The following is a 20603-nucleotide window of genomic DNA, read 5'->3' as shown; positions in this document are numbered from 1 at the left end:
GAATCACCCTATTTAACGGTGTGGAAGGTTGGCTTCACGGTTAAAACGTTTCCATGCCAACCCGTAGAGCAAGGAGACTTTATTGGGGCCAGCATCAACCCCCAATGTCTCTGTCCAACTGTTCATCACAGTTTCCTCTTCCGCGAAAGCTGCGGTTGTAATCGCCCCCCGTTGCGCGCGATCAGCCTTCTCGTGTCCATCAGCGGCGGCCAGCCAACTGGCTTGAATCCGGTCAATGTCGCTGTGAATTCGCGCCGCACGGTCGCGGTAGCGGAAGATTACCTTGCGGTGCAGCTTTTCATGCTTCCAGAACAGGCTCTCTTCGTTATAAATCCCCGTGGGCGGCACATATCCATTCGGGAGGCCGCTGTCAACCCACACCGGTTTGAATAAAGACAGGCAGGGCGCTGAGGTGCCCGTTAACCAATGCGTGAAAGGCTCTTTTAAGTGAGAAACCATCGAGCCCACCGTTTGGCTGCCGCGCACCGGTCCAAAACCAGCATGCATGCAAACATCCGCACCCAACAACCCGCTGTCCGGCGAGAACTTCTCTGCTTCAACGGCATGGCTTCTCAAGATCCTCATCGCCGATTCAACCGTCAGCCTTCCGTTCATTTGCTCAAGCTGGCATTGGGCCGATTGCTGCCGCTTTTGAGAGTCTGACAGCCGGGTGTACAAGACATCGGAATAGCACCGCGCAAAGTGAAAATCGCGCCTCGATTTGCACCAGCCGCGCTCAAGGGCGGTCTCTACCAGATCTTCCGACGCCAGATCCCAATCGTTTCCAAGGCTTAACCGGTTCGAAATGGAACGCACCCCTTCCACTTTTTTGGCCGCCCACTGGCTTCCGGCTGTTTCCAGCACCCATGCGTTTTCAGCATCAGCCAGAATAAACGAATTATGATAATAAAAAGGGTGTGTGAATCCGCAGTTCCCGCCCTGGCCGTACTGTTTAAGCAGACTAATAATACACTGCAGCCCCTCGTACGCCGTTTTTGAGCGTTCCAATGCCAGCCGCAGAAAATCCATGCCAATCAACCCGCCATTTTTCTCAAGCGGCATCTTTGTGAACACTGCCTCGTTGCCGATGGCCAAACCGTGTTCATTGGCGCCCATTTCCGCGCCCCAAATCCAAAAAGGCTTTGCCAGCAGAACTGCGTGGGTATGCGCCACTTGCGGAATTTGCACATAGGTGCATTTAACATGGCTGCCTGTGGGGTGATCAGCAGCCGGATGAATCTCCAAGACCTGGGCTTCATTGGGTTCCCGGTCGCTGTTTTTCCCCAAAATCACCGAGCCATCTTTGGTGGCACTTCCAACAGCGACAAAGGTATCACACATGGTTTTGCCTCTTTAGAATGTTGATCAACGCAAAAACGCAAGGATAGCGTCCACAACCTGCTGAATAGTCATGCCTTCCGTATTCAGAATATGCGCATCGTCAGCCGGGCACAGCGGTGCGAGATCGCGTGTGCTGTCAATCTCATCACGTTTTTTCATCGCTTGCAAAATCTGTTCATATGGTTCCGGCTGGTTGCGGTGTTGTACTTCATCATATCTTCGCCGCGCCCTTTCCTCCACTGAGGCATCCAAAAAGACCTTCAATTCCGCGTCGGGTAACACAACCGTACCAATATCCCGGCCAACCATCACCACCTGGCCGCGCTCGCCGATTTTTCGCTGCTGAGCAGTCATCGCTTTCCGCACGCCCGCGTATGCCGAAACCCGCGACACATTCGCGTCCACTTCTGGTTTGCGAATATCCCAGGTAACATCCACCCCGTCCACCAGAACATCATATTTCCGTTCGTCTTGAACAGAAGGGGGGCGAACATCAATATCAATGGCTTCCGCCAAATCAGACACGGCTTTCTCGTCATTCACCCCATTTAATCGTTGCAAAGATGCCAGAGTAACCGCGCGGTACATCACTCCGGTATCGAAGAAAAGATATCCGATTTGATGCGCCACAATCTCGGCCACGGTTGATTTTCCAGAGGCCGCCGGCCCGTCGATAGCTATGTGTTTTGGATATTTCATATCTAAGTGCTCATTTCATCTGTTTAGTCATCAGCGGGAAAATCCGCATAATATCCCTTGTATTCGCTGGGAAGCAGCGCGGCAATTCGTGCCATTACCCGGTCGGCATTTTGCTGGTAAGCTTCTTTGCGGCTGCCCTCCAGAGCGCTGATAGGGGGCAAAGTAAATGGCCTACCAATCTTCATACGGATTACCGGTTTCTGACCTTGCAAAGCGCGCGTCAGAAAGTTTTGCGTTGCTCCCGATACACCCACCGGTACTATGGCCGCGTTCGTCCGCTCTGCCAGGTAAGCAATGCCCAGTTTGGCGCGCCTTAGACCGGGAATGCGAGAAAGTCGTCCCTCCGGCGCGATCAATACTCTTGCGCCACCCCGAATTGCCGCCACCACCCGATCTAATGCCTGGCGGTCATAGGCATCACGGTCAATCGGAATTCCGCCGTAGAACTTGGCCAGCAAGGCTTTATCGGGTTCCCGCCAAACCTCCGCAGCGCCTAGAGGCTCTGGCGGCACCGGCCAAAATGGAATCACAAACGGCGGCTCAAAAATGGACACATGATTAATCGCGATCAGATACGATCCCTCTTTAGGCACATTTTCCAGCCCATCAATTTCGGGCTTCGCCAGGATTCGATACAGCAACCGGCCAAGCGGCCTGAGCAGCCACCGGCCAATTTGATTCACAACCTTTACCCGATAAGCAGCCTGATCACCCATAAATGGAATTACCTGATCGATATCTTATGGCGCAGCATGGGCAGTATCGCCATCATTTCCCGGCAGCAGATCGCTGCGCGCCCACAAAACCAGCGGTATCTTCTCTTGCGGCGCATCGCGGGAAACCATCCACTCCAGCCATTCCAGCGGCATCATCAAACGCCAGGCTGGCTGGTTTTCCCACACAAAATCCTGACCGGTATAAGCCGCAGCCAATCCTAAAGAGTCCTGATCGCGGGTGATCACAATATCTGGCTGTTCTGCTGCTGCCAACTTTTCTACTACACGATATTCCTGGTCACGCAGCAGCCACTCCAACGCCGGGGATTGAAGGTCAATCACAACCACCTCCAACTTGTTTGCCTCACCGGTGTTCCACAGCGAGAGGTCACGTATCGTCTGCCCGACAAGCTGTGCGTCCTGAATCCACGCGTCTGACCACCAGATTTCTGCCTGCGGCCTGCGGTCCAGTCCTGTTGCGCTCCACGCCGCGGAAACTTGAAGGAGAATCAGGCCTAACAACAATCCGCCCAGCGCTGCCTTGGGCGCCAGCGTTTCAGACCAGCCCCAGGCAATCAGCAGCGCAATCAATAAGATTAACGCCAGACCCCCGGCCGCGCTGAGCCACCGCATCAGGTAAGCGTTTTCACCAAACCCGGGCTGGCCGATTAAAATTTTCCACAGGTTATAAAACACAAACAAGATCAATGCCAGGTTTAGCAGACTCAGCCCGCCCATCACCGCCGCTGATTCCTCCTGTTTGGATAAAAACGCCGCGAACCAGCGCGCAGACAAGATCAAGAGCGGCAGTGTGATCAGGCTGGCATGCAGAGTAGCCCTCCCGGGGTAAATCAATAGAACCAGCAAACTGATAAAAAGAAAACGCGCGCAGAGTGAGGTAAAAGCATCACGCTTTCGCAGCCCGCGAATCATCTCCCACAACCCAAAAACCAGCCAGACCGGCGCGCCAGAGTACACACCGGCCATCAGTTGTGAAACCGACACCGAAGCCGGTTCCATCCAACTGGAGAAAAACCCGGCAATAGTCGATCCAATCGCGCTGATGCCTTGAGGAAAAAAGAAAAATCCGCTTCCCAGCAATATCAGCGCTCCCCCCAGCCAGGCCAGCAGCCTCACCGGTTGAATCTCCGCCGTTGATTCAACATCCTCATTCCCAGCAAACACTTTTCCCCAGAGGAAGGTGATCCCAACCATCATCCCCACCAGCCACGCATTCTGCCCGCCTAAAATGGCCAGCGCCAGGCTCAAACCCGCCCAGGAATATTGCCTGCGGCTCAAGAAAAACAGCACGCTCGCGCAGCCAAACAATGCAATTGGCCACCCCCCCACCTGCCGCGCCCCCGCGATGAACCCAGGGTCCACCGCAATAAAGATTGCCGCCAACAAGGCCGGTATTTTTCCAACCGATTGCTTCAGCGCCGCCGCCAGCAACACCAGGCTGCTGCCAAACAAGGCCGGAATCAGCCTCGCCCAGAAAGGAGAAGCGCCGGTGAAGAAAAACAGGATCGCGTTCCACACCACCAGCAGGGGTTCCGCGCCGATCAGCGCGCCTTCGCCCTGAGAAAGGCGAAAAGCCTGCAGCGCCCAAACAGCTTCGGCATCATCCAGCGGTTTCAAACCCAGCCCGACCAGGCGCAGCGCTAAAGCCAGAAGAAAAGCCGCGCCATAAAAAACCGTCTCGGTGGTTATTGATTTCTTGAAGTTATTTCGCATTGCTCACCGCCTCTGGCCCCGATACCGCGAAAATCATAACCGTTTCATTTTCAAATACTTTGGCCAGATTGCCTTGAAATTTGTCCACATTCACCCGGTAGGTTTGCCATTCCAGGCCGCCAATATAAATATAGCGGATGTCATAGCGGTCAATAATCTCCCGCGCCGCTTCCCACGAATTGGTCTCATATAAGGTGATGATATCCGACTGGCGCGTGCCCATTTCTGCGCTGCCGCCCCGCCATTGGCTTTCATGGCCAGGCCAACCCAAAACATTGGGCTGCCCGGTGTGTGTGGCAATCCGCGCATAGCCGGTATAGCTGCCGCCCACCGCTTCAGCCAGCGCCCCCACCGGTGCCTGCCGCAGCCAAGCAATCGCTTCGGCTTCATCAGGGTTGTATTCTTCGATATACGCCGTCCCATCCAGGTTTAGGGCCGATAGGGATGGAAGCCCTCGAAACTTTTGATAGACACCAAAATAAGGATAGCTTAAACCCATAAAGATCACTACCACAGAGAGCACCTGGAAGGCGAACCGCCAACCTCGCTTTAGCTCCTCGCTGGCTATGATTGTCGCGTAAGCTGCCGCCAGACCCCATACGATCCATGCCTGGTAGTAGAACTTAAAAATCGTGTTCATGCGCCAGCCAAATTGGTCGCGCAGATAAATAAACTCTGGAACCAGGGTCAGTCCGGCCCCCATCAAGGCCAGCAGCAGCACAAACCCGGCGCTCTTCGGCTGTGGACGCAGTTCCACACCCGGCTCTCCCCGAAGGCAGAACAGCCCGCCCCAAACCAGGGCCAGAAAACCAAACAATGTAATCCAGGTCCCCGGCTGGGCCAGCCGCCGCGCGAAAGAGGAAAGCAATAGATAACCACTCTCCGCGCTGCCATGCAGGCCAGCAAACAGCCCGCCCAACGCGCTCAATTCGCCCATCCATGCGGCCACGCGGCCTTCTCCTCCCGCCAGCAGGCTGCCAGCCGCTGTAAGGGTTAAAATCAAAAAACTGATCAAGAACGAAAACAACCACAGTCCCCCAACCACAAACCCGCTGAATTTTAACCCGTTCTTCAACGCCCCCGGGCGCGCGCCGGAGTGCCAATGCATCCAGGCCCAGATAAAAATGGGCACCAACAAGGGCAGGAACATCACCCAGAAGAAGACCCCGCGCGTGTAGAAAGACAGGCTGGGCAGGAAGCCACCGGCTTGGGAAGAGAATCCCACATAAAACGGAAAGTAAAAGAGAATGGCGGTAATCCCCATCACCACACCGGACTCAAGAAACTTCCAGATCAACTCCCGGTTCCAGCCGTTCCGCTCATACAACACCAACCCAATCGCCAGGCTGTAGATACCCACATAGATCGGGAAGTCCCAGGTGTTCAAGAACGCCAGAGAGCCTAAAATAAGCGCCGAAAACCAGAACTCCAGGTGTGACAGCCGCTTGACCAGAAACGTCTCGCGCAGCGGCTGGTTGGTGCCAGACACAAAATCGCGCAGCCAGGCGAAAATATTCTGCCCTTTCGGCAGATATTGTTCGCGGCCGTAATACAGATTCAATGCTGCCGCGACGCCAAGCAGCACAAACGGCATGGAAAGTAAATGCGGGTGCAAATCGGACAAAAGAAACGTAAAAAACGGGAACTCATCGATAATCTCTTTGCTGTTACCCGCCAGATCAAAGTCCTGCAATACCCGCGAAGCCCGCCACCACCAGATTCCTCCTATCCGCTCGGGGACACCGGTAAAGGGCGGGGTCGGGGGATTCACCAATTCCTGAATGTTCAGCCAGGTCCAAAAGGGAGAGACCCATTCCCCGCTTTCGGTTTGTTTCCAAAACCATCCCGCGCTGTGCAGCACTTCCAAAAAACCTTCCAGGTTGCTGACCACGAGAACGAATAACGGGGCCAGTAGCGCTTGCAGCGCGGTTGCAATGGCACGCCTGGGTTCGCCGCGTTCTTCTCTGCGGGCAGTCAGCAGGTGAAACACAATTCCAAACGCACCCTGCGCCGTGAGTGCAAACCACAACGCGATGGACAGGTTGAAGCCGATGCCAGAAGCCGTGGCCGTGATGCGCGTCAGCATCGCGGACATGACGTAGCCAAAGTAGTAATAAGAAATGGAGTAACCCGACAGCCACGGGTCATGCGGTGGGAATTTTTCGGAGCGCAGAATGGCATTGATGAAAGCCAGCTCCATCGGCTTTTCTGTGCCAGAGATCACCGGGTCCGTGGCGCGTAAGGCAGCCATACCCGCGAAAGCCAGCAGAAACAACATTTCGCTCACTAAAACCGTGCGCCACTGCGTGCGCAGCGTATGCCAGAGCATACTCCAGCCAATCTGGCGGGCGCTCCATACCCCAGCCACCGCCAGCAGAAGCAGCGCCACCCACTGCCCCCCCACGTCATTTTGCAATACGCCTAACGACGCCAACAGCCAGTAGACGAAACTCCACATCAGCAGGCCGGCAATGCGGGCAAAGGCGTATCCTTTATCTTTCAAGTAAGGAAACAGTCGGGCGACCACCGGCAGACCCAGCAACCCCAACATTGTTATCCAGAAATACCATTTCAGGAAGGCAATCATATCTCTCCGATTAAATGGCCGTTACGATTAGTCCAAAACCTGGTATATGGCCGTCTGGCCATCTTCGTATACCTTTTGCCAGAGGTCATTTTCCCAAAGACCGAATTTCTCCAACCCGGGGCCGGAATAAAATACGCGCTCAAGCTGCCCCACCACCACATAACGAACATCGTAGGTTTCAAGAATGCGTTCCGTTTCCTCACGGCTGGTGGAGAGGTAGAACGCCTCCACCTGGTTCACCCGCTCCCACACCCAATCACCAGGGGTAATCGCCCGCTGCTGGCGCTGGTGCCAATTCCAACCCACAACACCAGGTAGACCGGTGTAAATGGTAAATCGGTTACCCCAGCGATATTCAGGCACATTCGCCTCGAGAATCACCGGCGATCCCTCAACATTTTCTTGCATCCACCTGATCGCGCGATAATCTTCATCCAGCTGCATCGTCTGGCCATTGTCCGCGTATTCTGAATACGGCATGTAATCCATCCCATCCAGAGTGTGTGGGGCCAGGCTGCTCATCCGGTCACGGATTTTATCGAAACCGCCAAACAGCGGAAAGAGCAGCGCGCCCGCCGCCAACAATGTCAGCGTGGTTTGCCATGCGGTTTGCCAGCCCGGTTTCCATTTTTCTTGCACAGCAGGCAGCAGCCAGAAAAACGCCGCCCCGGCAGAGACAGAAAGCAGGGTCCATGCTTGCAGATAGAACTTGAACACCGTATTCATTCTGCCAATGTCGCCTGAAAGGCGGATCAATTCCACCATCATGGTCAGCAGCAGCGCTGTTCCCACCACGAAACACACAAAGCGTTTTTCATCACTTAAATGGGGGCGCAGCATCAGCACGCCGGCCGAAACAGCCATCGGCAGCGCCAGCCAGACGATCTGCACCTTCAACAGAAAAGACCCGATGATTAAGCCCAAAAGAACGATAAACCCAGCCTGGATCCATCCCCGGTAAGGGTAAATCTTGCGCAGCGCGGTGGCCGGCGTGGAATCCATCCAATCCCGAATTTCCCACCACAGCCAGCTAAAAATGACCACCAGGAATAATCCCCAATGGGTAAAGTAAGAACCAAACGGCGTGCGCGCGTCCTTCCAAATTTCCACCTGATTGTATGCCTGCCCAAACCAATGTGAGAAAGGTGCGTAGAAAAGAAAAGCCGCCGCCGCCAAACACCCGGCAGAGAGCGCGGCAACCGCCGCCCGCTGCCAGAAAACCGGTAAAATGGAGAGCCGTTGTACCGGCGTGGCGTAGCGCAGGGCGGTATACACCACAACCAATACTCCTAAGATCAAATACGTGGGGAAATCCCAGGTATTCGTCGGGCGCAGTGCACCAATCACCGCGCCGCCCAGAGCCAGACTGGCGGCCAACTCACCCCAATCAGCCCATTTCCACTGCCGCTTGAAGACCGAGATCGCCCACAACACGGCCAGCGCGGTCAGAGGCAATGCCAGCAAATGCGCGTGTAAATCCGCGTAGAGAAAAGTGAACATGGGAAACTCGGTGATCGGCTCGCCAGGGATCACCCGGCTGGGAATCCAATACCAATCACCCGGTCCAACCGGCAACCGCACACCCGATGCATACTTGAAGAAACCCTGCACGCCCCAAAGCAGATGTTGGATCGGGTTGGCGCCTTCAATCGCGCCGCCGGGGGCCACAATCTTCTGCAAAGACTGCCAGATCATCCGCACGGTGCCCAGGTTACCCAGCACCTGCAGCAGAATCGCCGTGCCCAACCCCGCCAGCAGACCCCTGCGCTCGTTTTCCAGCTTGTGGCCTTCTTCTTCATCCGCAGATCCCGGCACAGCCAGGTTCCAGCCAATGCTGAGGGCTGCCAACGCCAGCAAACTGTACAGTGAGGGCAACAGCAGGTTATAGGCCACTGAAGGGACTATCCCCAGCAGCTTCACCGGCATTCCTGCCAGCACAAATCCGTAATAATAATAGTTGATATACCCGCCCGAAAACCACGGATCATAGGGCGGGAACGTCGCGCTCTTAATCACCGCGTTGAAATAGGAAAAGTCCATCGGCTTTTCCCCACCTTTATAGGGGTGCCACAAATCGGGGTTGCCCAGACGAATCAGCAGGAAGAACAGGAAGAATCCCGCGGCGACCAGCTCGACGGTCAGCCAATAGCGGCCCTTTCCACGCACTTCGGCCAGAATTTCATCCTTCTTCCACCAGAACAGCGCCAGATTGCCCGACGCCAGCACAGCCAGGCAAGCGATCAACGTGCCGCGGGTAACCGCCCAGCCCATCGAACCGGCCCACCAGGCTAGCAGAGCAAACAGCACCAGCCCAACCAGGCGCGCAGCCGGATAACCTTTATCAACCAATCCACCAAAGGCCAGCCGCGTCAACGGGTACACCATCCAACCCAGCAGCGCGATGAAAACATACCAGACCACAACCGTCACCACTGGCCAGGCGTTGATCCAGGAATCGCGGTCAAACAGCTCTGACCAGGTACCGCCGCTGCGTTGCTGCGCCAAACGAGCCGCAGGCAAAGTGAGATCGCCAGGGTAATCTTTGGCCTGGGCCGGGGTTAGCCGCACCACTTTGGATAAGTCCACCCGCCCCAGAATCTCCCGCACATGCGCGGGCGAGTAGCCGGCGGTTTTCTTAAAGATCAGCACCTTGGGATGATCGTAAACCGTGAAGGCTTCTTCGGCAAACTGCGTGTTCACTTCAAAGCTGCCCAGGTTCGGGTTCGATTGCGATATTTTGACCAGCTCGAACCCCAGGTTGCCACTAAACATGCCCGGCTCGGCCACGCTGTAGCACCAGGTGATCTCTTTATCCACCGGGCAGCCGATTAACTGCCGGTAATACTCTGTGGTCAAAGGGTATCGCTCTGGCACGCGCGTGGTCGTGCCCCACTGCCGGTTGGAGGTGATGAAAATGTAGTCCGCCTGATCGAGATTGGTCAAAAAGCGCTGCAGCTTTTCGGCGTTGTCATCCCAATACATCTCAAAATTCAAATCGGTGCGGTACAGTCCCATGTAATAATCGTAGGGATTGTAATCATTCAGACTGATCGGAATCGCATCATCCCAGGAAGATTCGTTGACATGCTTGCTGCCATACAGCGCCAGTCGCCCTGCTCCAGTTTCAAAATGGAGGGAAAGCACATACGTTTTCTCTTGTTGAAGCGCAATCGGCGGGTCAAAGCGGAAGATGTATCCTTCACCGCGGGCATCCGCGCCAGCCGTAAAGGTGCTGGTAACCTCGGCCGAGCCATACAATCCCTGTTCGGGTTCATCGTTCATCAAATCAATGCGCAGCGTCTTTTCACCCGTTTGGCCTTCCCAATCCACAATATGGGGAATGGAAATCTCTTCGAGCAGCCCGGCCGGGTGATTGGTAAGCCGGATCGAGTACCGGTCGCCGGGGAGTAAAGCCGCAACCGCTTCGGGCAGAGCTTCTTCGACCAGCTCGCCATTAACCCTGATGATGCCCATTTGAATGGCACCCGCCAGCTGAAAGCTGCCCCCCTCAACGCCTGGCCGAATTTCGATATACAACGGCTGCCCGGCTCTCGCCTCCACAGGAACGTCAAAAAGCACCAGGCTTTCATCTCCGCGCGGGTCGCTCGCCGCCGGAAAAGCGCCGCTCACCTGCCCCACCGCCAGCGGGAACTCCGCTTCGCGGTCACCGCGGATGGTGAGCACAAGGGTTTGGTCGGCAAAGTTCACACCGGTTCCCAACACATGCGGTAACCGCACCTGCACAAGCTGCCCGTCTTCCTGAGGAATATACTGGTAACGATACGGCTGCTCGTACGTAACCGCCAAACCGGCTCGAAATGGCTGCGGGTGATTGTAGACTTGATCGCCGGTATGGATGCGCACATTAATCGGCGCCGGTACGTTTTGGTAAATCCACTGGCTGGCTTCAACCCGCGTGACCGGCCGCGTGTAAATGCGCGTGAACATAAAGGCCCACACAACCGTGCCGGCCAGCACTCCCACGCCGGCGGCAGCCGCCAGCATTTTTCGCCAGTTCTTTCCCAGCCAGCCGGACGCTTCAGTGCGGTGCTCCCAGAGAGCAAGCACCGCCCAAGCGGCAATCATCGCCAGCGCGGGGTAAACATGAATCTGGTAGCGCATGCTGCGGGTAAAATTAACTGACTGCCAGGTAAAGTAAAACGCGGTCCAACCCCACGGCAGCAGATACTTCTTCCATTCGCCGCGCAGCATCTTCCAGCCCATCCATAAAAAGGCGCTCCACGCCAGAATCCCCAGCGGATAGCCCAGACCAAAGCGCACCATGTTAGTGAAAGAAAAAGTCAGCGGGCGCCGCGCCCACTGCAAAGCAGGCGGAAAGTCGACATCACCTGTGGACATCGCTGAAAGTTCTTTCAAACTCGATAACCACGCCGGATTCAGACTGAACAAGCCATTAAAAGCATAGGGCTGGAAAACACGAAACGTAAGCAGGCTAACAGCCGCCGCGACTACCAGATTGCGGAACAAAACCGCTGCCATCCACTCCCGGTCTTCCTGGGGCACGCTAACCCAGCGGATAAAAGCGGCCATCGGCAGCAACATTGCAATCGGCGCCGCGCTGACCTTCGAGGCAGTTGCCATTCCCAGCCCCAAACCAAACAAAACATAAATTCCCAGGTTTTCACCAGCGCGGGTCAGCAGGGTTTGCATGGTCTGCTCGCTGGGCGGCGGGGCGGATTGAGGTTGTTCATCGCGCGCGAGCAGCTCCACAGCGAAATAAAAAGCCAGATACACAAAGAAATTGGCGAAATTATCAACCGTGAAATAATGCGATAACTGAATCTGCATCACAGCCGCCGCGGAAAAAGCCGCCGCCAACAGCGCCAACCGATAGTGCTTAAAAAGCCGGAACGCTATCGCAAATACCAGCAAAACAGTCAACACATCTGCCAGGCCCGACAACGCCCGTCCAACCAGGTGAACTTCGTTGTAGCCCGTTTGCCCAACCCACTCGGCCACATAGCGCACAATGAACAGGGGCAGCGTGCCATACACATAGAACGTGTACCCGTTGTTGTTGGGATTCAGGCTAGAGGTGGTGGTATTGAAGTAATCCCAGAGATTATTCACCGGCGCGATGGACGTCTCCACCATCGTCAGGAAGCGCTCATCAGGGTGAAGATGGTAAACATCGTCCCAATTCAAACCGGTAAAGCGGAAATACGCCGCCATGAGCAGAACGCCGATTAAGATCACAGGCGCGTACCACGGAAGCCGGGCAGAGTGCTGAGGCGCTTCTGCCGCCTCTTGATGGATTGGGGTAACGGATTCGTCCATAGTTATTGATTTTAATCGCGAACCTTATTGAGCAATGTCTTTATTGTACAATCGGAGCCTGTCCGGCAACCAGGAAAAGCAGGTAGTCTTTTCCTTCATAGATCGATTCTTTGCGGCTGACCACCCCTTGCGGATACAGCGTCTTAAGCTGCTCTAGCGCCTGTGTATCTTCCGGTTTCAAAACAAACAGTTTTGTCCCCATTTGTCCCAGAGTCATCTCAAAATCCTCCGGCCAGAGGGCATAATCTTTCTCGGGATACCCGGCATTGATCCCGACCAGGCGCGTATCCACCCAATGCGGGTATGGCACCACATACGCGCTGTCTGCGCTGCCGACAGAGCTGGCATAATCTCGAATGGTCTCGCCGATCTCCGTTGTGTTCAAAGAATTGAGATCAAACTGCCGCTTAAACTGTTCAAAAACCAAGTCGTAATTCTGGCTGAGCAGCATTCCCAACAACAGCACCCCGAGCACTGCCAGCGAGCTCTTTGCCAGCCGACCCCGCGCTTTCATCCAGGCAGCCTTAAAGAACGCGTACACGGCCATCGCCGTGATTAAAAAGATCACCACATACGCCCCGCCCGAACGGTTCAGCGAAGGGTTCTCGTCCGGGAACGCCAGCGAAAGGATTGAAGGCATCATCAAAATAGGAATGGATACCAGCAAAAACAGGTCCAGCCAATCGCGCTGGCGCAGATACCGCACCACCAGCATCACTAAACCCATGAAGAAAAACATCGCCGAAACCACATCCAGCGCGGGACGGCCGGTGACAGAATGCACCCAGATATTGCCATTTTTCCAGAAGGGCATCACCAGCGACTTCCAGAGATTATCCAGGAAGATCACCGCCGGCGAGCCTGGCAGCGCCCTTTCGACACTGCTAAGCCTCGTTAACGCCCGATAGCTAAAATCATTAGGCTGGTCAATAGCATAGCGCATCAAGGGTAGGAAGATCATCATGGCAAAAAATGCCAGCAAAACCAGCCCGCCTAACACCTCGACTTTTCTGCCAAGAGAAACCCGGTGAATCAGGTAAATGCCAAACGCCGCTAAAACCACAAACGGCACAATCCGCATTGGGCTGTAACCATGCAAACCCAACCCCAGGAAAATGCCGGCCAGAATCAAATCGTTGCGGTTCTGGCGGCGTAATCCGCGAATGAGATAATAAAGAGTTGGCGCGGTAAAAGCCGGATATAGCGGAAAGCGCAGCCCAATCCGCGCGATAACATTTCCCCAATACGATACTCCCGCCAGCAGCAGCGCCAGCAGCCCCACCCAGCGCCCGCCCAGTTCCTTGCCAAGCAAGTACATATAAGGCAGAGTGAACAGGCCAATCAGCACGGTGCCGATTTTCAAGCTCATAAAGGATAACCCGGTGCCAAAAACAATCGAAACCAGGGCCGTCAGATACATTTGAATGGCCTCACGGCCGGTATTTCGCGGAAAGAAAATCGGGAATTCACCCTGCAAAATTGTGCTCACATCAAGCAGTTTCTCGGCATGGTCGCTGAAAGGGTCTCCGGGGATGCCTTCCAAATTTCCAGCTCGGAAGAAGATCACCACACCGATGACCACCAACAGTAGCACACCCCAGGCCGAAAAACGCAGACTCACCACCGGCTGCGCAAACCAGCCTTTTATTTTCTCCGGCCAAAGCCGAAAACCGTTTTTCTGCGGTTCCCAAAACGCCAGCAGCATGCCATAAATCGCCACACCCCACAGAACCAGATTAATCAATGTGAAGCTATTCCCGCCAAAAGTGAGAAACGCCAGCAGCATGGCGGGGATTCCGATCACCAGGCCGCGCTGTTTAACCGAAGTGGATAACCAGTTGGTGTCCACGGCTGACGACGAGGGGAATTTGACCTCATCGGTCAAAATGGCCGCGATCAACATCGCCGCCGACATAACATACAGAGCAATGCCCGCTTTAGGGTTCGGCGTTTGGCTGTCCAGTTGAATTTGCGCGATCAGGGCAAAAAACAGCGCCGCCGTGCTTTTCCAGGCAGTCGCGGCAATGCTTTGCCAGAAAGGCACGCCTTCTTCGCGCGCGGGCAGCGCCGAATATTCATGCTCTGGCGCGGCCGCTTCGTCTTCAGACGACCAGGTTTCCCCCGCGAAAATGTCAGGGATCTCTTTTGCCCAGGGGTTTAAGCGTGCTTTGAAATAATCGAGAACGCTCGGTTCTTTCATTTTCATTCATCTCACTATTGAATTGGAAACGGGAAATCCTTCCTTGAGCGATTATTATACACTCCCAGGAAACTCGCAATTTTTTGGATCGAGTCACGCTTATCTGCGGCGAGCAATATAAAACGTGTAAGCGCCTTGAGGGTTCTTTGCCGGTTCATCATAAAATTTCTGGACAACCGCGCGGGTAACCGCCAGATTCCAGGCCGTCGGGCTTAAAATCCACTTGCGAAAGAGGATATGCGCCACGGCTGAAGGCAGACCAAAATAATGGCCCCATTCCAGAACGTGAAACGCGCCCGGCGAAAAATAATGCCACCACTCAACCACATCAAACCCGGCGCGGCCCAGGCGGTCTTTCCACTCTTCAGGGGAATCACAGTGATAGTGCCTGGAAATCCGGTTGAAGAAACTGCGGTAGGCATTACCCAACCCCTTTAGACCCATACGATCGAAGAAATTAGAAATCGACAGCGTCCCCAAAAACTGGTGGTTGGGAACGCAAAAAACAAACAGAGATCCTGGTTTCAAAATCCGGTGAACTTCTTTCAGCACCGGATCCAGGTCAGGAATATGCTCCAGCACCGAATTACTGATGGCGCTGTTGAAGGATTGATCCGGGAAGGGGATCTCCGCTCCGCTGCCCTGAAGAACCATCTGATAAGCGCCAGTTTTAATCGCCTTTTTAATCGGGCCGGTCCACGGGTCCAAGCCCACATCAATCTTTTGATCGAATGTAGTCTGAGCAAACTGCCCGTCGCCGCAACCCAGGTCAAAAACAGGCCGTTGCAGTTCAATGTCCTGGTAAAACCGCGCTTCCACGGCTCGCAGCAAACCGCGAAAATACGGCAGTTCGCTGATATTCACCCATAGAAAATCTTTATTGGTCTTGTTAGTCATCCGTGTTGGCTCCGTAAAGAGGCGAAATCCCGCCATTCCTGTCAAGCTGCAGGGGTAATGTGCAGTTCTTCGATCATTTCCTGGTAGAGTTCTTCGTACGCGACCGCCACGCTCTCCGGCAAATAACGCGTGCGGATCGGCTTGGGGTCGCGCTCATATTTTTCATGGTGTTCCACCACATCCATAATCGCATTGGCCAGCGCTTCACTGTCACCAATCGGTGTAACCAGACCCATTTCATGCATCTTCACCGGCTGGCGCACTCCAGGCAGGTTCGAAGCGATACAGGGTTTGCCGTTGATCATCGCTTCAATCTGAACCAACCCAAACGCCTCAGTAGAGTTCAAGCTCGACATGACCAGCACGTCAATATTTCGGTAGAAGGCCGCCATTGCTTCAGGGTCGAGGGTGCCCATAAATTTCCAGTTGCCGGCTTTTTCAAATTGGCGCAGCTGCGGCTCTAACCGGGCGAAGTATTCCTCTTCACCAATAATATTCTGATAAGGGCCGGCGAACTGCACCAGTGCCCGCGGATATTTCTCCACCACGATTTTCAGCGCGTTCATCAGCACTTCCACCCCTTTTTCCGTGGCGAAACGCGCGGCCATCCCAATTACCGGCGAGCAGCGTTCGGGGTTGTGCTGCTGGCTGAAAAGGCGCACTTTGTCTTCGGTGGTTTCGGGCAGCTCCACCGGCGGTTGAATAATCTTCAATTTCTTCGCAAAGCGGGACAGATATTTGGAGTTGTCAGCGTAGTCTTGCGTGTAAGTAACAATCCGATGGGTAAACCAGCCAGCCATCTCATTCATCACCAACACCGCCGCGTTAGCCAGGCGGCTTAACGCGCCAGGCGGCATAATCAAATCGCAGTGATAGGTGATCACGGTGGGCTTTTTCATCAGTCTGCCGCGCAGGGCAACCCCGGCCGCGTCAAACTGCGGCAGGTGTAGATGAATCAAGTCACTTTCTTTGGCCAGTTTGGTGGCCAGCCACCCAAACGAGGGCATGATCACGCCCTTGCTGATGCGGAACAGCACAGGCGCGCGCACAATTCGCACACCGTTCCGCACTTCCTCACGGGGCAGATTCTTTTCAAATTGAGAGGTCAACACCGTTACTTGATGTCCGCGTTTGACCATGGCTTCGGCCAGGCGCTCAGCATAAATCGTCAGACCGCTGGTGTGGGGGCGATAATATGTCAATACAACCAGTACATTCATGCGCTGACCTCAAAATAAGTTTTGGTTTTGCTTCACCCAATCATACAGCTTCTGCACCCCCTGCTGCACTGAAACATCAGGCGACCAGTTCAACTGGCTTTTCGCCTTACGAATATCAGACACATACACTTTTTGATCTCCAGGCCGCCAGTCTCCAACTTGCACGGGCATGTCGCGGCCAGCCAGTTCTTCCAGCATGGGACCAAATTCTTTCCATACTGAAATGGTATTGACCATCCCGCCGCCCAGGTTGTAAACTTGCCCGGCTGTGATGTCAATGCGCTGGATGGCTGCATCATAAGCATTGAGCAAATCATCAATGTAGAGTAGATCGCGTACTTGCTTGCCATCCCCATAAATCGTCATCGGGCGGTTGAGAACGGTGGCAATGATAAACCACGCCACCCACCCCTGGTCTTCAATTCCAAACTGGCGCGGACCATAAATGCAGCTCTGGCGCATCACCACCGTCGGAAGCCCGTAAATGCGCGCGTAGTCGCGCACATATTGATCACCGGTGCCTTTGGAGCAGCCATACGGAGAATGAAAGTCAAGCGGTTCTTGTTCCGACACACCGTAAGGCAGCGTTCCATATTCATAGCGGGTTGCTTTTTCCACCACTTCCACGTCTTCCATCCCGCCGTAGACTTTATTAGTGGAAGCGTAAACAACCACCGGCGCACGGCCAGACGCGCGGGCCGCTTCCATTACATTGAAGGTTCCCAGGGCATTAATCTCAAAATCGGTGCGCGGATCAGTTACCGAGGTTGTTACCGCCACCTGCGCGGCCAGGTGAACAATGATATCAGCATCTTGCGCAGCCGATTTCACCGCGCTGGCGTCTCGCACGTCCGCCTGGATTAACTCAAAGCTGTCTTTGCCGTAAGTTTCTCGCAACCAACTCAAATTTCGCTCTGCGCCCCCGCGCGAAAGGTTGTCCAATACCTTTACATCTTCTCCACGCGAAAGTAATCGCGCGACATAATTTGAGCCAATAAAACCGGCCCCACCCGTAATTAAAGTTCGCTTCGACATGATGTTTTGTTACTCCGTTGCTTATGAAATAGTGTCCGGTTGTTCTTTTTTCTCCATCCCCTCGAACAACGCGCTGATTGAACGACCTTCGCGTAAAAGACCGATCAACCCGAATATGGCTGTCGTAACAAACTGCATAAAGTGCAGCGAAATGGCGTACGCCAAAGCCTTGGCAGCGTCTACTTTTAATAAGGAAAGCGCAAAAACAATGGATGCCTCAAACACCCCCAGGCCGGCGGGCGCAGAGGGAATGGCCATACCCATTGCCAAAAAGCTGTCCACGAACGCTCCCCACCATAACGGCGCGTTGGGAGCGATGGAAAGCAGCATCACATAATAAATACCAACCCAAAAAACCCAGGTTACCAGGCTCCAGGCGACTGCCGCAAAAAATTGCGACGGCCGGGTTAGCACTTTCAGTCCATCTAACAAAGAATCAATCCGCGGCACAATCCACTTTTGCACCAGCGGCCAGCGCCCGCCCACACGGTTGACCAGGTCTTTTACCTGCTCATTGAAGCGGGCCATCAAGAACAGCGCGCCAAAACCAGCCACAACCAGAATGATCGTCGTTACCGCCGCCGACTTGGCCTCAGCCATGCCCAGAGTGAGCGGCAGGGTAGCCAACAACAGTGACGCGGCCATTGCCACGTCAAAAGCCCGTTCAATCACGATGGTGGAAATCACATGCATCGTGCCCTTTTTACTGCTTTGCCCCATAAAAATGGCACGGCCCACTTCCCCAGCGCGAAACGGGAGAATATTATTCAGAAAATAGCCTTCGTTGACAATGAAAAAAGTCTGCCAGTATCCGGGGGCGTTATCCAATAGCGTCCGCCAGGCTGCTGATTTCGTCAGCAGCGAAGCCAGGGTCAGCGCCAGCGCCGCAGCGATGTACGGCCAGCGAATATAGGTGAAAGCGTCCCCCAGATCATTCCATTCGGCTACGCGAAAAACAACAACGAGCAGAACTACGCTGATGAACACGCCCGGAAGCCACCGGCCAGCTTTGCGAATCATCGCGCCTTTGCTTGAACTCACTCGTCCTCCAGACGCAACACGGCCATAAACGCTTCCTGTGGAATCTCCACATTGCCAACCATTTTCATGCGCTTCTTTCCGCGTTTTTGCTTTTCCAGCAGCTTCTTCTTGCGCGTAATATCGCCGCCATAACATTTAGCCAGCACATCTTTGCGCATTGCTTTCACATTGGCGCGCGAGATAATCCGTCCGCCTGAAGAGGCTTGAATGGCAACATCATACAATTGCCTCGGAATAAGCTTCTTCAATCGGCTTACCAGCGCCTGGCCCTTGTGATAAGCATCGTCACGGTGCACAATCGCCGCCAACGCGTCTACAGGCTCCGAATCCACCAGAATTTCAAGCTTCACCAGGCTTCCCGCCCGGTAATCAGCGAATTGATAATCCATCGAAGCATAACCGCGCGTGCGGGATTTTAACTCATCGAAGAAGTCAACGATCAATTCCGAGAGCGGAATTTCATAACTTAATTGCACGCGGTTCGGCGCGGGATAATCCTGCTCCACAAAGGTGCCCCGGCGCTTGATCACCAGGTCCATAATCGTTCCATAATAATCCGTGGGGGTAAAAATTTGCAGCTTCATCCACGGCTCCAAGATTTCTTCAATATCGTCTTCAGGCGGAAGCTGCGCAGGGGAATCGATCACCAACTTTGTTCCATCGCGCTTAATCACCTGATACTCCACCGAGGGCGCGGTAACGACAATATCCAGGTCATACTCACGTTCAAGGCGTTCCTGGATAATTTCCATGTGGAACAGTCCCAGAAAACCGCAGCGAAAGCCGAAGTTCAACGCCTGCGAAGTTTCCGGTTCGTAGACAAGTGAAGCGTCATTTAACTGCAGCTTTTCCAGCGCCTCGCGCAGGTTCTCATAGTCTTCGCCTTCCACTGGATAAATCCCGGCGAACACCATCGGCTTCACCTTTTGGTAGCCCGGCAGCGGATTCTCGGCCTTCTGGGCAACAAGGGTAACCGTATCACCCACCCGGCATTCCGAAACCGTTTTAAGCCCGGTGGCAATATAGCCTACCTCGCCCACATTCAAGCGTTTTACCGGTTTCAGGTCAGGCGCAAAAATGCCAACTTCCACCGGCTTAACAGCGGTTTTCGTCGCCATTAAGTAAATGGTATCCTCCGCGCTCAATGAGCCGTGCATCAGACGCACATAGGCGATAACGCCTTTATAGGAGTCGTAATGCGAGTCAAAAATCAGCGCCTGCAGGGGTTCTACTTCATTTCCAATCGGTGGCGCAATTTCTTTCACCACACGCTCAAGCACCTGCTCTACATTAATTCCAGCTTTGGCAGAAATTTTCAGAATCGACTCGGCAGGAATTCCCAGCAGGTCTTCAATCTCTTGAGCCACTTCATCTGGCCGGGCTGAAACCAAGTCAATTTTGTTAATCACGGGTAAGATAGTCAGGTTCGCGTCCAAAGCCAGGTAGAGATTCGCCAGCGTCTGCGCCTCAATTCCCTGGGTCGCGTCCACCACCAGCAGCGCGCCTTCACACGCGGCCAGCGCGCGGCTGACTTCGTAATTAAAGTCCACATGCCCAGGGGTGTCGATCAGGTTAAGCTCATACTGCTTGCCATCTTCCGCGGTGTAATTCATCCGCACCGCCGAAGCCTTAATCGTCACGCCCTTCTCCCGCTCCAGGTCCATATTATCCAGAACCTGCTCGGTCATATCCCGGTCAGAAATGGTGCCGGTGATCTGCAGCAGGCGGTCTGCCAGCGTGGATTTGCCGTGATCAATATGCGCAATAATACAAAAATTTCGGATATGGTCCATAGTCGGATTGAAGTATACCCTAATTCATCCGCAGGGGCAAAA

12 protein-coding genes are annotated in these 20603 nt (G+C 54.3%); all 12 read right to left on the bottom strand.

Translation table 11 applies throughout. The features are described 5' to 3' along the window. Positions 1 to 12: 12 nt before the first annotated feature. Entirely contained in the window at positions 13 to 1341 is a 1329-nt protein-coding gene (locus ADN00_RS08465; protein ID WP_075062533.1) for a C69 family dipeptidase, read from the bottom strand. A 24-nt stretch (positions 1342 to 1365) separates the two neighbouring features. Then, positions 1366 to 2040 (bottom strand): (d)CMP kinase, encoded by a 675-nt coding sequence (gene cmk / locus ADN00_RS08460; RefSeq protein ID WP_075062532.1) that lies wholly within the window; start codon positions 2038 to 2040, stop codon positions 1366 to 1368. Between the two features lie 23 nt (positions 2041 to 2063). Next, positions 2064 to 2756 carry a lysophospholipid acyltransferase family protein gene (locus ADN00_RS08455; RefSeq protein WP_075062531.1) on the bottom strand — a complete coding sequence of 231 codons (693 nt, stop codon included), beginning with the start codon at positions 2754 to 2756 and terminating at the stop codon, positions 2064 to 2066. A 24-nt stretch (positions 2757 to 2780) separates the two neighbouring features. After that, a complete protein-coding gene (locus ADN00_RS08450; protein ID WP_075062530.1) occupies positions 2781 to 4490 on the bottom strand; it encodes a hypothetical protein in 1710 nt (569 codons plus the stop codon). Then, positions 4480 to 7077, bottom strand: a complete 2598-nt coding sequence (locus ADN00_RS08445) for a DUF2298 domain-containing protein (RefSeq protein WP_075062529.1) — start codon at positions 7075 to 7077, stop codon at positions 4480 to 4482. The genes ADN00_RS08450 and ADN00_RS08445 overlap by 11 nt, the downstream gene beginning before the upstream one ends. A 27-nt stretch (positions 7078 to 7104) precedes the next feature. Further along, a complete protein-coding gene (locus ADN00_RS08440) occupies positions 7105 to 12375 on the bottom strand; it encodes a DUF2298 domain-containing protein (protein WP_075062528.1) in 5271 nt (1756 codons plus the stop codon). 40 nt (positions 12376 to 12415) lie between these two features. Beyond that, positions 12416 to 14575, bottom strand: a complete 2160-nt coding sequence (locus tag ADN00_RS08435; RefSeq protein WP_160317492.1) for a glycosyltransferase family 39 protein — start codon at positions 14573 to 14575, stop codon at positions 12416 to 12418. Positions 14576 to 14674: 99 nt separating this feature from the next. After that, entirely contained in the window at positions 14675 to 15472 is a 798-nt protein-coding gene (locus ADN00_RS08430; protein WP_075062526.1) for a class I SAM-dependent methyltransferase, read from the bottom strand. Positions 15473 to 15513: 41 nt separating this feature from the next. After that, positions 15514 to 16692, bottom strand: a complete 1179-nt coding sequence (locus tag ADN00_RS08425) for a glycosyltransferase family 4 protein (RefSeq protein WP_075062525.1) — start codon at positions 16690 to 16692, stop codon at positions 15514 to 15516. A gap of 9 nt (positions 16693 to 16701) precedes the next feature. Next, complete coding sequence (locus ADN00_RS08420) at positions 16702 to 17727, bottom strand: SDR family NAD(P)-dependent oxidoreductase (RefSeq protein WP_075062524.1); 1026 nt, start codon at positions 17725 to 17727, stop codon at positions 16702 to 16704. A gap of 21 nt (positions 17728 to 17748) precedes the next feature. Beyond that, positions 17749 to 18768 (bottom strand): lysylphosphatidylglycerol synthase transmembrane domain-containing protein, encoded by a 1020-nt coding sequence (locus tag ADN00_RS08415; RefSeq protein ID WP_075062523.1) that lies wholly within the window; start codon positions 18766 to 18768, stop codon positions 17749 to 17751. Continuing rightward, positions 18765 to 20561: a translation elongation factor 4 gene (gene lepA, locus ADN00_RS08410; RefSeq protein WP_075062522.1), complete on the bottom strand. Its 1797-nt coding sequence runs from the start codon at positions 20559 to 20561 to the stop codon at positions 18765 to 18767. The genes ADN00_RS08415 and lepA overlap by 4 nt, the downstream gene beginning before the upstream one ends. Between the last annotated feature and the right edge of the window lie 42 nt (positions 20562 to 20603).

The organism is Ornatilinea apprima, assembly GCF_001306115.1.
In the GTDB taxonomy this organism is placed as follows: Bacteria; Chloroflexota; Anaerolineae; order Anaerolineales; family Anaerolineaceae; genus Ornatilinea; species Ornatilinea apprima.
Note: the sequence above shows the minus strand (reverse complement) of the source record. Positions and strands in the feature narration are given on the sequence as shown.

Coding starts and splice junctions, on each gene's coding strand:
- ADN00_RS08435 (WP_160317492.1), bottom strand. CDS start 14,575: ATGAAAGAACCGAGCGTTCTCGATTATTTCAAAGCACGCTTAAACCCC.
- ADN00_RS08455 (WP_075062531.1), bottom strand. CDS start 2,756: ATGGGTGATCAGGCTGCTTATCGGGTAAAGGTTGTGAATCAAATTGGC.
- cmk (WP_075062532.1), bottom strand. CDS start 2,040: ATGAAATATCCAAAACACATAGCTATCGACGGGCCGGCGGCCTCTGGA.
- ADN00_RS08450 (WP_075062530.1), bottom strand. CDS start 4,490: ATGCGAAATAACTTCAAGAAATCAATAACCACCGAGACGGTTTTTTAT.
- ADN00_RS08465 (WP_075062533.1), bottom strand. CDS start 1,341: ATGTGTGATACCTTTGTCGCTGTTGGAAGTGCCACCAAAGATGGCTCG.
- lepA (WP_075062522.1), bottom strand. CDS start 20,561: ATGGACCATATCCGAAATTTTTGTATTATTGCGCATATTGATCACGGC.
- ADN00_RS08420 (WP_075062524.1), bottom strand. CDS start 17,727: ATGTCGAAGCGAACTTTAATTACGGGTGGGGCCGGTTTTATTGGCTCA.
- ADN00_RS08430 (WP_075062526.1), bottom strand. CDS start 15,472: ATGACTAACAAGACCAATAAAGATTTTCTATGGGTGAATATCAGCGAA.
- ADN00_RS08425 (WP_075062525.1), bottom strand. CDS start 16,692: ATGAATGTACTGGTTGTATTGACATATTATCGCCCCCACACCAGCGGT.
- ADN00_RS08445 (WP_075062529.1), bottom strand. CDS start 7,077: ATGATTGCCTTCCTGAAATGGTATTTCTGGATAACAATGTTGGGGTTG.
- ADN00_RS08440 (WP_075062528.1), bottom strand. CDS start 12,375: ATGGACGAATCCGTTACCCCAATCCATCAAGAGGCGGCAGAAGCGCCT.